At 72.4% G+C, this 12,372-nt stretch carries 10 protein-coding genes; 7 read left to right on the top strand and 3 right to left on the bottom strand.

What is annotated here, in order from left to right:
• Positions 1–14 precede the first annotated feature (14 nt).
• A complete protein-coding gene (locus ACFYXS_RS11850) occupies positions 15–1,292 on the bottom strand; it encodes an ROK family protein (RefSeq protein ID WP_389246592.1) in 1,278 nt (425 codons plus the stop codon).
• A gap of 137 nt (positions 1,293–1,429) precedes the next feature.
• On the opposite strand from ACFYXS_RS11850, the gene ACFYXS_RS11845 reads away from it, so the two are divergent.
• The 6 genes from ACFYXS_RS11845 to ACFYXS_RS11820 all read left to right on the top strand — a co-directional run bounded on the left by ACFYXS_RS11845 (position 1,430) and on the right by ACFYXS_RS11820 (position 8,746).
• Positions 1,430–2,746 carry an ABC transporter substrate-binding protein gene (locus ACFYXS_RS11845; protein ID WP_389246590.1) on the top strand — a complete coding sequence of 439 codons (1,317 nt, stop codon included), beginning with the start codon at positions 1,430–1,432 and terminating at the stop codon, positions 2,744–2,746.
• 14 nt (positions 2,747–2,760) lie between these two features.
• Entirely contained in the window at positions 2,761–3,765 is a 1,005-nt protein-coding gene (locus tag ACFYXS_RS11840) for a carbohydrate ABC transporter permease (RefSeq protein WP_389246588.1), read from the top strand.
• Positions 3,758–4,618, top strand: a complete 861-nt coding sequence (locus ACFYXS_RS11835) for a carbohydrate ABC transporter permease (RefSeq protein WP_389246585.1) — start codon at positions 3,758–3,760, stop codon at positions 4,616–4,618. The genes ACFYXS_RS11840 and ACFYXS_RS11835 overlap by 8 nt, the downstream gene beginning before the upstream one ends.
• A 37-nt stretch (positions 4,619–4,655) precedes the next feature.
• Positions 4,656–6,014 carry a GH1 family beta-glucosidase gene (locus ACFYXS_RS11830; RefSeq protein ID WP_389246583.1) on the top strand — a complete coding sequence of 453 codons (1,359 nt, stop codon included), beginning with the start codon at positions 4,656–4,658 and terminating at the stop codon, positions 6,012–6,014.
• An 88-nt stretch (positions 6,015–6,102) separates the two neighbouring features.
• A complete protein-coding gene (locus ACFYXS_RS11825) occupies positions 6,103–8,049 on the top strand; it encodes an RICIN domain-containing protein (protein ID WP_389246581.1) in 1,947 nt (648 codons plus the stop codon).
• A 115-nt stretch (positions 8,050–8,164) separates the two neighbouring features.
• Positions 8,165–8,746: an Imm21 family immunity protein gene (locus ACFYXS_RS11820; RefSeq protein ID WP_389246579.1), complete on the top strand. Its 582-nt coding sequence runs from the start codon at positions 8,165–8,167 to the stop codon at positions 8,744–8,746.
• A gap of 42 nt (positions 8,747–8,788) precedes the next feature.
• On the opposite strand, the gene alc is transcribed toward ACFYXS_RS11820, so the two are convergent.
• The gene (gene alc, locus ACFYXS_RS11815) at positions 8,789–9,898 is read right to left on the bottom strand and encodes an allantoicase (protein WP_389246577.1); all 1,110 of its coding nucleotides are present in this window, start codon (positions 9,896–9,898) and stop codon (positions 8,789–8,791) included.
• Positions 9,895–11,253, bottom strand: a complete 1,359-nt coding sequence (allB, locus tag ACFYXS_RS11810; RefSeq protein WP_389246575.1) for an allantoinase AllB — start codon at positions 11,251–11,253, stop codon at positions 9,895–9,897. Before allB ends, alc begins: the two co-directional genes overlap by 4 nt.
• Positions 11,254–11,555: 302 nt before the next feature.
• Here allB and ACFYXS_RS11805 point away from each other — a divergent pair, with 302 nt between their 5' ends.
• Positions 11,556–12,326, top strand: coding sequence for an IclR family transcriptional regulator (locus ACFYXS_RS11805; RefSeq protein WP_389246573.1), 771 nt, complete (start codon positions 11,556–11,558; stop codon positions 12,324–12,326).
• Positions 12,327–12,372: the final 46 nt, after the last annotated feature.

Below are 12,372 nucleotides of genomic sequence, written 5' to 3'. Positions count from 1 at the left end.
TCCAGTGTGCTGCTTCAGGCGGACGTCCCTGACAACGACCGACCCGGACGATTCGGTTCCGCCTGCTCCTCGGGCCGCGCCGCGGGGGCGGGCACCCGACCCCCGGCGTCGAGGAAGCGGGCGAGCGGCAGGGTGGCGGCGCCGACCGTGACCGCGTCGGGGCCGAGCAGTCCGAGCTCGATCGAGGTCTGGGCGCAGGGGTGGTGCAGCGCGTACGCGGCCGTGGCCTCCCGGACGGCGGGCAGCAGCCGGGGACCGATCATCAGTCCGGTCCAGCCGGCGAGCACGATCCGCTCGGGGTTGAAGAGGTTGACCAGGTCGGCGATGCCCGCGCCGAGGTACTCCGCGGTCTCGTCGAGCAGTTCCACGGCCGTGCGGTCGCCGGCCTCGGCCGCGGCGACGAGCGCGGCGATCGCCGCCTCCTCGCTGGCCCCGGCCGGGGCGGCCGGGCCCCAGCGGTCGATGAGCGCCTCGGCGCCGACGTACGCCTCCAGGCAGCCGCGGGCCCCGCAGCGGCACAGCCGCCCGCCGACCTGGAGGGTGGTGTGGCCCCATTCGCCGGCGCTGCTGCTGGCCCCGCGGTACGGCTTGCCGTCGGCGACGACGCAGGCGCCGACCCCGGAGCCGAGGAGGGCGATCACGGCGTTGCGCGCGCCGCGGCCGGCTCCGAACCACAGTTCGGCCTGGCCGAGGGTCTTGGCGCCGTTGTCGATGTGGAGGGGCAGGTCGGTGCCCTCGGCCAGCAGCGCGCCGAGCGGGACGGCGTCCCAGCCGATGGTCTGCCCGTGCACGACCGCCCCGGCGCCGCCGGCGTTCTGCTCGACGATGCCGGGCACGCCGACCCCGACACCGAGTACGTGCGCGGGGTCGACGCGGGAGTCCTCCAGGACCGCCGCGAGCCCCTCCAGCATCAACTGCACGACCAGGGCCACGTCGTGGCCGCTGTCGGCCAACGGCCTCTCGGTGGAGGACAGTTCGGTCAGGGCGAGGTCGAACAGGGTGACCCGCACCCCGGTCTCCCCGACGTCGACCCCGATGACGAAGCCGTGCCGGGGCGCCACCTTCAGCATCACCCGGGGGCGGCCGCCGTCGGACTCGACCGAGCCGGCCTCCTCCACGACGCCGTCCCCGATCAGCTCCGCGACCACGTTGCTGATCGAGCCCGTGCTGAGACCGGTGTCCCGGGCCAACTCTTGACGGCTCAGGGGGCCTTCGAAGTAGAGATGGCGCAGGATCGCCGAACGGTTGCCCCGTCGCAGGTCACGGACGGTGCGCTTGCTTCGGTCTGCCATGGTGTTCCCTCCCCGGTGAATCTATCGCTGCGCCAAGTCTTGACGCCAGGTTTTCTCAGACGTTAAATCACGCCTTGAATTAAGGCGTGACGCTCTTCACATCCCGAAGCCATCACCCCCTGAGAGGGTCCCCGGTCATGCACATCACCCGTACGACGGCCGCCGCCGCAGTCGCGGCCGCGCTCATCGCATCCGCCACCGCCTGCGGCGGCGGCTCCTCGACCGACGGCAGCGGCGACGGCGGCTCCAAGACGCTCACCTACTGGGCCAGCAACCAGGGCAGCAGCCTGGAGAACGACAAGGAAGTCCTGGAGCCCGAGCTCAAGAAGTTCGAGAAGCAGACCGGCATCAAGGTCAAGCTGGAGGTCGTCCCCTGGTCCGACCTCCTCAACCGGATCCTCGCCGCCGCCACGTCCGGGCAGGGCCCCGACGTGCTCAACATAGGCAACACCTGGTCCGCCTCGCTGCAGGCCACCGGCGCGCTGCGGCCCTTCGACGCCAAGGCGTTCGACACGATCGGCGGCAAGGACCGCTTCGTCGACGCGGCGCTCGGCGCGACCGGCGCCGAGGGCCAGGACCCCGCCGCCGTCCCGCTGTACTCGCTCGCGTACGGGCTGTACTACAACAAGAAGATGTTCGCCGACGCGGGCATCGCCGCGCCGCCGGCCACCTGGGACGAGCTCGTCGCGGACGGCAAGAAGCTGACCAAGGACGGCAAGTACGGCCTCGCCGTCGAGGGCGGCAACCTCTCGGAGAACGTCCACCACGCCTTCGTCTTCGGCAAGCAGCACGGCGCCGACTTCTTCGACGCCTCCGGCAAGCCGACCTTCACCACGCCCGAGGCGGTCGCGGCGGTCAAGCAGTACATCGACTTCATCGCCAAGGACAAGATCGCGGCCCCCGGCAACGCCGAGTACGCCGCCAACCAGTCGGTCGCCGACTTCGCCACCGGCAAGGCGGGCATGCTGCTGTGGCAGGCCGCCGGCTCCTCGCTGAAGTCCCACGGCATGAAGCCCGAGGACTACGGCGTCGCCCAGGTGCCGTTCCAGACCAAGGGCGCGACCGGTGACACCGCCGTCAACTCCATGGTCGCCGGCATCAACCTGGCCGTCTTCAAGAAGACCAAGAACGTCGACGGCGCCCTGAAGTTCGTGAAGTTCATGACCAGCGACGACGAGCAGAAGATCCTCAACGGGACCTACGGCTCGCTCCCGCCGGTCAAGGCCGCCCAGTCCGACGCCGCCTTCTCCACCCCGGACCTGAAGGTGCTCGCCGACGCCCTCGCCAACAGCGCGGCGCCGCTCCCGCAGGTCGCGAACGAGAGCCAGTTCGAGACCACCGTCGGTACGGCGATGAAGGACCTCTTCGCCGAGGCCGCCGCCGGTCACCCGGTCACCACCGACACCGTCAAGGCCGCCCTCGAGAAGGCCCAGCAGCAGATGCCGGCCTCGTGAGCGTGAAGCAACCCATGACCACCACCGTGCCGCCCGTACGGCACAGCTCGAAGTCTCCTTCCTCCGGCGGCCGGCGGGCCGCCGGGGGGAGGCCCCGCCGGCGCCTGTTCTCCGCGCGGGTGCGTCGCGGCGCACTGCCGTACGTCCTGCTGCTGCCCGCGCTCGCGCTGGAGCTGCTGATCCACCTGGTGCCGATGGTCGTCGGCGTCGTGATGAGCTTCAAGGAGCTCACGCAGTTCTACATCGGCGACTGGTCGGCAGCGCCCTGGAAGGGCCTGGACAACTACCGCGTGGCGGTGGACTTCAACGCGCCCGTCGGCAAGGACCTGCTCAACTCCTTCGTCGTCACGTGCGAGTTCACCCTGCTGGCGGTGGCGCTGTCCTGGCTGCTCGGCACCGCCGCCGCGATCCTCATGCAGGACACGTTCCGGGGCCGGGGAGTGCTGCGCGCGGTCTTCCTCGTCCCGTACGCGCTGCCGGTCTACGCGGCCGTGATCACCTGGTCGTTCATGTTCCAGCGGGACACCGGCATGATCAACCACGTCCTGCACGACCAGCTGCACCTCACCGACGGCAAGCCCTTCTGGCTGATCGGCGACAACAGCTTCTGGGCGCTGGTCACCGTCTCGGTGTGGCGCCAGTGGCCGTTCGCCTTCCTGTGCCTGATGGCCGGACTGCAGAACATCCCGCGCGAGCTGTACGAGGCGGCGGCGATGGACGGCGCCGGCATCTGGCAGCAGATCCGCCGGATCACCCTGCCCTCGCTGCGGCCGGTGAACCTGGTGCTGGTGCTGGTGCTGTTCCTGTGGACGTTCAACGACTTCAACACGCCCTATGTGCTGTTCGGACGGGCCGCGCCGGACGCCGCGGATCTGATCTCGATCCACATCTACCAGTCGTCCTTCGTGACCTGGAACTTCGGCTCCGGCTCGGCGATGTCCGTGCTCCTGCTGCTCTTCCTGCTCGTCGTGACGGCGCTCTACCTGCTCGTCACCTCCCTGAGGAGGCAGGATGACTGACTACCGCAGCCCCATGGCGTCGCCCCGTTCCTTCGTGTGGACCCGGCGGATCGTGCTGACGCTGCTGGCGGCCTTCGCGCTGGCCCCCGTCTTCGTGATGGTGGTCTCGTCGCTGAAGCCGCTCCAGGACGTGCAGGGACCGTTCCGCTGGTTCCCGAGCGGCTTCACCCTGCGGCCGTACGCGGACATCTGGCACACGGTGCCGCTGGCCCGCTACTTCCTGAACTCGCTGATCGTGGCGGGCGGCGCGACCGTCGCCTCGGTCACGGTGGCGGTCTTCGCGGCGTACGCGGTCAGCCGCTACCGCTTCGCGGGCCGGCGCTTCTTCACGGTGACGATCCTGTCCACCCAGATGTTCCCCGGCATCCTCTTCCTGCTGCCGCTGTTCCTGATCTTCGTCAACCTCGGGAACGCCACCGGCATCGCGCTGTACGGCAGCCGGGGCGGGCTGATCCTGACCTACCTCACCTTCTCGCTCCCGTTCTCCATCTGGATGCTGGCGGGCTACTTCGACTCGATCCCCCGGGACCTGGACGAGGCCGCCCTCGTCGACGGCAACGGCCCGCTCGGCGCGCTGTTCCGGGTCGTCGTCCCGGCCGCCGTGCCCGGCATCGTCGCGGTGTGCGTCTACGCCTTCATGACCGCGTGGGGCGAGGTCCTCTTCGCCTCGGTCATGACCAACGACACCACCCGCACCCTCGCCGTCGGCCTGCAGGGCTACGCCACGCAGACCGACGTGTACTGGAACCAGGTCATGGCCGCCTCGCTCGTGGTGAGCGTTCCCGTGGTCGCCGGTTTCCTGCTGCTGCAGCGCTACCTCGTCGCAGGCCTGACGGCCGGCGCCGTCAAGTGAGCGCCGGCCCCCCGTTCCCCCCTCCGAAAGGCAGTCCGTGACCTCCGACCTCAGTGCGCTCCCCGCCGACTTCGTGTGGGGCGCCGCGACGGCCTCGTACCAGATCGAAGGCGCCGTGGCCGAGGACGGCCGCGCGCCCTCCATCTGGGACACCTTCTCCCGCACCCCCGGCAAGGTCGCCGGCGGCGACACCGGCGACACCGCCTGCGACCACTACCACCGCTGGCCCGAGGACATCGGCCTGATGCGGCGTCTGGGCCTCGACGCGTACCGCTTCTCCATCGCGTGGCCGCGGGTGATGCCGCAGGGCGGCGGCCCGGTCAACCCGGAGGGCCTCGCCTTCTACGACCGGCTCGTCGACGGGCTGCTGGAAGCGGGGATCACCCCCTTCCCGACGCTCTACCACTGGGACCTCCCGCAGGCGCAGCAGGACCGCGGCGGCTGGCCGGAGCGCGAGACCGCGCTGCGCTTCGCCGAGTACGCCTCCGTGGTGGCCGAGCGCCTCGGCGACCGCGTCACCCACTGGGCGACCCTCAACGAGCCGCTGTGCTCGGCCTGGATCGGTCATCTGCAGGGCGTGATGGCCCCGGGCCTCACCGACCTGACCGCCGCCGTGCGCGCCTCGTACCACCTGCACCTGGGTCACGGCCTGGCCGTGCAGGCCCTGCGCGCCGCGGTCCCGCACGCCCGGATCGGCATCGTCAACAACCTCAGCCCCTCCGAGCCCGCCTCCGACCGGCCCGAGGACGTCGCCGCCGCGCTGCGCGCCGACGGCCACACCAACCGCTGGTGGCTCGACCCGATCCACGGCCGCGGCTACCCCGAGGACATGCTGAAGCTGTACGGAGTCGAACTGCCCGTCCACGAGGGCGACATGGAGACCATCGCCGCCCCACTGGACTGGCTGGGCCTCAACTACTACTTCCGTGACATCGTTGCCGACGACCCCTCGGGGCCGGTCCCGCACACCCGCGCCCTGCGCATCCCGGACGTCCGCCGCACCGCGATGGACTGGGAGGTGCACGCCGAGGGCCTGGAGCGGCTGCTGATGCGGCTGACCGAGGAGTACGGCGCGCAGAAGATCTACGTCACGGAGAACGGCTCGGCCTACGAGGACCACGTCGGCCCCGACGGCCAGGTCCACGACCCCGAGCGCACCGCCTACCTGGAGGAGCACCTGGCGGCCTGCGCCCGCGCGGTGCGCGCCGGCGCCCCGCTGGCCGGCTACTTCGCCTGGTCGCTGCTGGACAACTTCGAGTGGGCGTACGGCTACGCCAAGCGCTTCGGGCTCGTCCACGTCGACTACGGGACCCAGCAGCGCACCGTCAAGGGCAGCGGCAGCCGCTACGCCGACATCATCGCCGCCCACCGCCGCCGCGCCCGCAGCGCGGCCTGACCCCGGGCGGCCCGACCCTGGGCGCACCCTCGCCGCCCGTCGATCTCCCTCGCACGCACACCATGTCCTTCCCCACAAGGAGCACGCGATGCGACAACACCCCCACATCAGACGGATGATCGCCGTCCTGGCGGCGGTCGCCGCGGCCTTCGCCGCGTTGACCGTCGCCGGCCCGAGCGCGGCCGCCGCCACCGCCGTCCAGGTCACCATGACCACGACGTCGGACGGCAAGACGGTCGTCAAGGGCCTGCAGGCCCAGGCCCCGACCGCCTTCGAGGCGGGTGACGGCAGCGGCGGGACGGTCATCACGGTCGATCCCGCCGCCCGTTACCAGCCCTTCGAGGGCGGCGGGGCGTCCTTCACCGACAGCGCCGCCTGGCTGATGAACTCCTCCGGCGCTCTGTCGGCGGCCACCCGCGACGCCACCATGCGCAAGCTGTTCTCCCCCACCGACGGCATCGGGCTGGGCTTCCTGCGCAACCCGATGGGCGCCTCGGACATCGCGCGCAGCCACTACACGTACGACGACACCTGCTGCGACCTGGCCGACTTCTCCATCGCCCGGGACCTCGCCGACGTCCTGCCGCTGACCCAGCAGGCGCGTCAGCTCAACCCCGACCTGAAGATCATGGCGGTGCCGTGGTCGGCGCCGGCGTGGATGAAGGACAACGGCACGCTGACCCAGATGGGCAAGCTGAAGCCCGAGTTCTACGACATGTACGCGCAGTACTTCGTGAAGTACCTCCAGGCGTACGAGCAGCGCGGCGTCCACATCGACTACGTGTCCGTCCAGAACGAGCCCCAGTGCTGCGGCGCGAACAGCTCGTACCCCACGATGGAGTGGTCGGCGGCCACGCTGCTGGACTTCACCAAGAACCACCTCTTCCCCGCCTTCCGCTCGGCCGGGATCACCACCAAGGCGCTGATCCACGACTGGAACCACGGCGACTGGAACACCACCGGCGCCGGCCAGCTCGCCGACGCCGCGCTGCGCGGCGACCCGCTGTTCGGCGGCGTCGCCTGGCACGGCTACTCGCCCACGCCGCCGAACTACGCCTTCGGCAGCACGATCCAGAGCCAGTACCCGGGCGTCCCGCAGTACGAGACCGAGCACTCCGGCGGCACCTGGGTGGCCGACCAGCAGCTGGAGGACCTGCGCGACATCACCGGCTTCACCCGCAACTGGGCGCGCTCCTACGTGAAGTGGTCGCTGGCGCTGGACCAGGCGATGGGCCCGCACGCGGGCGGCTGCGGCACCTGCACCGGGCTGATCACGGTGCACAACGGGGACGCGCGCAGCGGCCAGGTCGACTACACCGTCGAGTACTACACGATGGGGCAGCTGACGAAGTTCGTCCGCGCGGGCGCGGTGCGGATCGGCAGCAACGCCACCGACCCGGTGTGGAACACCGCCTTCGTCAACAGCGACGGGCAGCGGGTGCTGGTCACCCACAACTCCTCGTCGTCCACCCAGCAGGTCACGGTCCGCGAGGCCGGGCAGCACTTCTCGTACAGCCTGCCGCCCCGCGCCACGACCACCTTCACCTGGTCCGGCGCGCCGACCGGCGGCCCCGGGGACGGCATCAGCACCTCCGCCTGGTACCAGGTGACCGGCGCCGGGTCGGGCAAGTGCGTGGACGCCAAGGACCGCGGCACCGCCAACGGCACGGTCGTGCAGCAGTGGAGCTGCGTCGCCGGGCAGACCAACCAGCAGTGGCAGTTCCGCGCGACCGACAGCGGCTACTACCGGGTGGTGAACCGCAACGCGGCCGCCACCGAGCAGGTCTGGGACGTCACCGGCGGCTCCACGGCGACGGGTGACTCCGTCCCCGTGCAGACCTGGCAGTGGTCCTCGGGCAGCAACCAGCAGTGGAAGCCGGTCCTCCAGCCGGACGGCTCCTACGTGTTCACCGCCCGCCACAGCGCCAAGTGCCTCGACGTCGCCGCCGCCTCCGCGGCCGACGGCGCCCGGCTCCAGCAGTACACCTGCAACGGCACCACCGCCCAGTCCTTCCGGCTCGCGCCGGTGGGCTGACCCGACCCGCGCGGCGCCGGCGTACGAGGGAGACGCCGGCGCCGCGCGGCACCACGCCCCGGCCCCGTCGCGGGCCCGGGGACGCACTGTCGGTGGCCGGCGGCACACTTGCGCCATGGATGCCCTCCGGCTCGACGTCACCACGGCCACCCGCCCCGTTCCCGTGTGGGTGGGGTCCATGGGTGGCCCGCTCGTCGCTGTTCCCGTCTCCGCGCTCGCCGCATGGGGCGGCTGCACAGAACAGGGGATGGTCATGGGCGACGGGGCCGTGCCGGACGACTACGACCGGGCCTGCGCTGTGGACAGCCCGGCGGGAGTGATCCCCCTCGGCCGGGACGGCGCCCTGGCGCTGGTCCTGGGGGACGAGCCCGCCACTACGTGCTACCTCCCCGCACATCGCTCATTCCTGCGTTGGCTGGGCGCCGACTCAGAGGCCGAACTGATCGACGCGGCCGAGGCCGTTCTCGCGGATCCCGCCATTGCGTGGCAGGAGTGCGGCACGTGGGACACCGATGGGCCCGTGGTGCTCATGGACTCCGCCGGGGCCGGCTCCGCGCTGGATGTTGTGTTTCCCGGTGGTGGCCTGCCCGCGCACGCCCCGGTCCCGCTGCCGGCCGGCCGCTGGGCGGTCCGCGCGGTGGACACGACGGCCGGTGGCCGCACCTCACTCGCCGTGGTGCGCCTGGTGCCCTCTTGACGAACGCCGTCATCCGCCGTGTGCGGCATTCCCGACGGTCCGTCAGGCCAGCGTCTCCCAGCGCCGGGTGAGGCGGGTCCCGCCCGCGTCCGTCAGGGAGCCCCACAGGCGGAGTCGGGCGACGCCGCCGTCGGGGTAGGTCTCGATCCGCACGTGGGTCGCGGCGGGCGCGACCACCAGGAAGCGGTGGACGGTGTCGGGCTGCAGGGGGGTGCGGGGCAGGATCGTGAACCACTCGCCGCTGTCGCCGTCGCGGCCCAGCAGCGCCGCCCAGCCCGCGGCGTTGCCCTTGTAGTAGCCGGTGTCGATCTCGACGGCGCGGACCACGCCCTGCTCCGCGAGCCGGTAGCGGGCCCAGTCGTGGCCCTTGTCGCGGCGCCGCCGGGTCTCCCAGCCGTCGCCCATGCGACGGGACTTCCCGGGCAGGATCGGGTTGACCGGCGAGGAGTAGAAGCGGTCGGAGACGTCCTCGGCGGCGCCGCCGTTCTCCAGGGCGACGAGGTCGAAGGTGCCGAGCGCCGCCAGCCACGCGGGATCGGGGACGACCTCGCCGTGGACCCGCAGCCGGGCGATGCCCCCGTCGGGGAACTGCCGGAGCCGCAGGTGGGTGAAGCGGCGCTCCACGCTCACCTCGAAGCCGTTGGCGGCGTGGCCTCCGACGGCCGTGCGCGGCACCAGTTCGGTCCACTCCACGCCGGCCGCGAGCAGGTGCCCGGGGGCGGCGGACAGCGGAGCGGAGGTGGCCTCGACCGCGACCTGCTGCGGGTGGTTGCCCCGGAAGTGGGCCGTGTCCACGACCAGGCCGCGGACGACGCCCGGGGCGGCAAGGCGGATCAGCGCCCAGTCGTGGTCGGCTTCGCCGGGGTGCGGGTCGTCGGGGCCCGCGCCGCGCCGCCGCCGGGTCTCCCAGCCGTCCATGACCTGTCCCTTGTGGCCGAAGTGCTCGGGCCGGAACTCGGGGCGCCCGGGGACGAGCAGGTTCTCCCGCTCGGCGAAGAACTCGTCGTTGGCGGCGATCACCCCGGCGCCCAGGCGCCGGTCCGCGAGGTCGGTGAACGCCGTGAACGGCAGGTCGGCGCCGCGGTAGTCGGCCCAGGGGTCGCCCCCGGGGTACGGCTGGGCGTCGCCGGTGTACCGGGGCAGGGCGGTCACGCGTCCTCCCTCTCGATGAGGCGGCCGGAGGGGTCGGCCAGGGTGCCGTGGTCGGCGATGCGCTCGCCGCGCAGCCAGGTGCCGCGGACGACTCCCTGGAGGGTGCGGCCCGCGTAGGCGGTGACCCGGTTGCGGTGGTGGAGTGCTGCGGGGTCCACGGTGAAGCTCTCGTCGGGCGCCAGGACGGCGAAGTCGGCGTCGTACCCGGGCGCGATCGCGCCCTTCGTGCTCAGACCCGCCAGGCGCGCCGGGCCCTGCGCCATCCAGCGCACCACGTCGGTGAGCGAGGCGCCACGCCGGCGGGCCTCGGTCCAGATCGCGGGCAGTCCGAGCTGGAGGGAGGAGATGCCGCCCCAGGCGGCACCGAAGTCGCCGCTGTCGAAGCGCTTGAGGTCGGCCGTGGAGGGCGAGTGGTCGGAGACGACGCAGTCGATCGTGCCGTCGAGCAGGCCCTGCCAGAGGGCGTCCCGGTTGGCGGCCTCGCGGATCGGCGGGCAGCACTTGAACTCGGTGGCGCCGTCGGGCACCTCCTCGGCGGTCAGCGTCAGATAGTGCGGGCAGCTCTCGGCCGTCAGGCGTACGCCCTCGCGGCGGGCGGCGGCGATCAGGGGCAGCGCCTCGGCCGAGGACAGGTGCAGGACGTGCACCCGGCAGTCGAGGCGCCGGGCCAGGGCGATCAGGCCCTCGATCGCGGTGTTCTCGGCGGCGCGCGGGCGGGAGGCGAGGAAGCCGGCGTACTTCCGGCCGGAGGGCGGCGGGGCGCCGTCGATGAGCGCGGGGTCCTCGGCGTGCACGATCAGCAGCCCGTCGAAGCGGGCGATCTCGCGCATCGCCTCCTCCAACTCCGCGGGGCCGAGCTGCGGGAACTCCTCGACGCCGGAGTCCAGGAGGAAGCACTTGAAGCCGAAGACGCCGGCCTCGTGGAGCGGGCGCAGGTCCTCGACGTTGCCGGGGACGGTGCCGCCCCAGAAGCCGACGTCGGTGTGGACCCTGCCGCGCGCGGTGTCCCGCTTGAGGTCCAGGTGCGCGGTCGTGGTGGTCGGCGGCACGCTGTTGAGCGGCATGTCGATCAGGGTGGTCACACCCCCGGCGGCGGCCGCGCGGGTGGCGGTCGTGAAGCCCTCCCACTCGGTGCGGCCGGGGTCGTTGATGTGGACGTGGGTGTCGACCAGGCCGGGCAGCAGCGCGTCCTGTCCCAGGTCGACCAGGCGGGCGCCGGCCGGCGGCGCGCTCCCGTACGGCAGGACGGCGGCGATCCGGCCGCTGGTGACGACCACGTCGGCGGGGCGTTCGCCCTCGGGCGCGACGACCCGCGTCGAACGCAGCACCAGCCCGGTGGCGGCGGCCTCTGACACGCGTTCCCCTTCCACCGGCGGTGCCCAGAGATTCAACGTTCTGTTGAAGCAAATCCTCCGCCGCGCCGTACGACCCGTCAAGACCCGCCCGGGCCCGTCAAGACCCGGCCGGGCGCGCGGACCCGTGCCCGGCGGGGCGCGGTCCGGGAGCTTCCGGAGTAGGGTTTGGTGGATTCCGCCGAACGGAATCCGGCTTCCACCGCCACCGTTCGTGGCTCCGCACAAGGACGCGGCCGACGACGATCACCCCTGCGTGACCGCGGGTAGGCTGCACCACCACATCGCCCGCCTGGGGAGGAACCGTGGCGTCAGACCGCGCCGGGGGCGTCCAGTCCCTCGAACGCGCCTTCGACCTGCTGGAGCGGATGGCCGACGCGGGGGGCGAGGTCGGCCTCAGCGAACTGTCGGCCAGCAGCGGGCTGCCGCTCCCCACCATCCACCGCCTCATGCGGACCCTGGTCGACACCGGCTACGTGCGCCAGCAGCCGAACCGGCGCTACGCCCTCGGCCCCCGGCTGATCCGCCTCGGTGAGACCGCCTCCCGTCTGCTGGGCACCTGGGCCCGCCCCTACCTCGCCGAACTCGTGGACGCGACCGGGGAGACCGCCAACATGGCCCTCCTCGACGGCGACGAGGTCGTCTACGTGGCCCAGGTCCCCTCGCGCCACTCCATGCGGATGTTCACCGAGGTCGGGCGCCGGGTCCTGCCCCACTCCACCGGCGTCGGCAAGGCGCTGCTCGCCCACGTCCCGCCGGAGGAGGTGCGCGCGCTGCTGGCCCGCACCGGCATGCCGGCCGCCACGGAACGGACCATCACCGACCCGGACGTCTTCCTCGCCGAGCTCGCGCACATCCGCACGCAGGGCTACGCCGTGGACGACAACGAGCAGGAGATGGGGGTCCGCTGCCTCGCCGTCACCGTCCCCGGCTCCCCCACCGCCGCCGCGATCTCGGTCTCCGGCCCGGCCGGCCGCGTCACCGACGCCGCCACCGAGAACATCGTCCCCGTCCTCCAGGCCGCCGCCCGTCACCTGTCCGCGGCCCTCGCCGGCGCCGCCGGCACCGGAGCCTGACCCCGCACCGCGCGGCCCCACGGCCCGACGGCCCCATGCGGGGGCT

The sequence above is a fragment of the Streptomyces sp. NPDC002574 genome (assembly GCF_042889545.1).
Lineage (GTDB): Bacteria > Actinomycetota > Actinomycetes > Streptomycetales > Streptomycetaceae > Actinacidiphila.
The sequence above is the reverse complement of the archived record's forward strand: the minus strand, read 5'-3'. Positions and strand labels throughout refer to the sequence as shown.

Excerpts from the sequence above, each read along its gene's own strand:
- ACFYXS_RS11850 (WP_389246592.1), bottom strand. The coding sequence starts at position 1,292 with ATGGCAGACCGAAGCAAGCGCACCGTCCGTGACCTGCGACGGGGCAAC.
- ACFYXS_RS11845 (WP_389246590.1), top strand. The coding sequence starts at position 1,430 with ATGCACATCACCCGTACGACGGCCGCCGCCGCAGTCGCGGCCGCGCTC.
- ACFYXS_RS11840 (WP_389246588.1), top strand. The coding sequence starts at position 2,761 with ATGACCACCACCGTGCCGCCCGTACGGCACAGCTCGAAGTCTCCTTCC.
- ACFYXS_RS11835 (WP_389246585.1), top strand. The coding sequence starts at position 3,758 with ATGACTGACTACCGCAGCCCCATGGCGTCGCCCCGTTCCTTCGTGTGG.
- ACFYXS_RS11825 (WP_389246581.1), top strand. The coding sequence starts at position 6,103 with ATGCGACAACACCCCCACATCAGACGGATGATCGCCGTCCTGGCGGCG.
- ACFYXS_RS11820 (WP_389246579.1), top strand. The coding sequence starts at position 8,165 with ATGGATGCCCTCCGGCTCGACGTCACCACGGCCACCCGCCCCGTTCCC.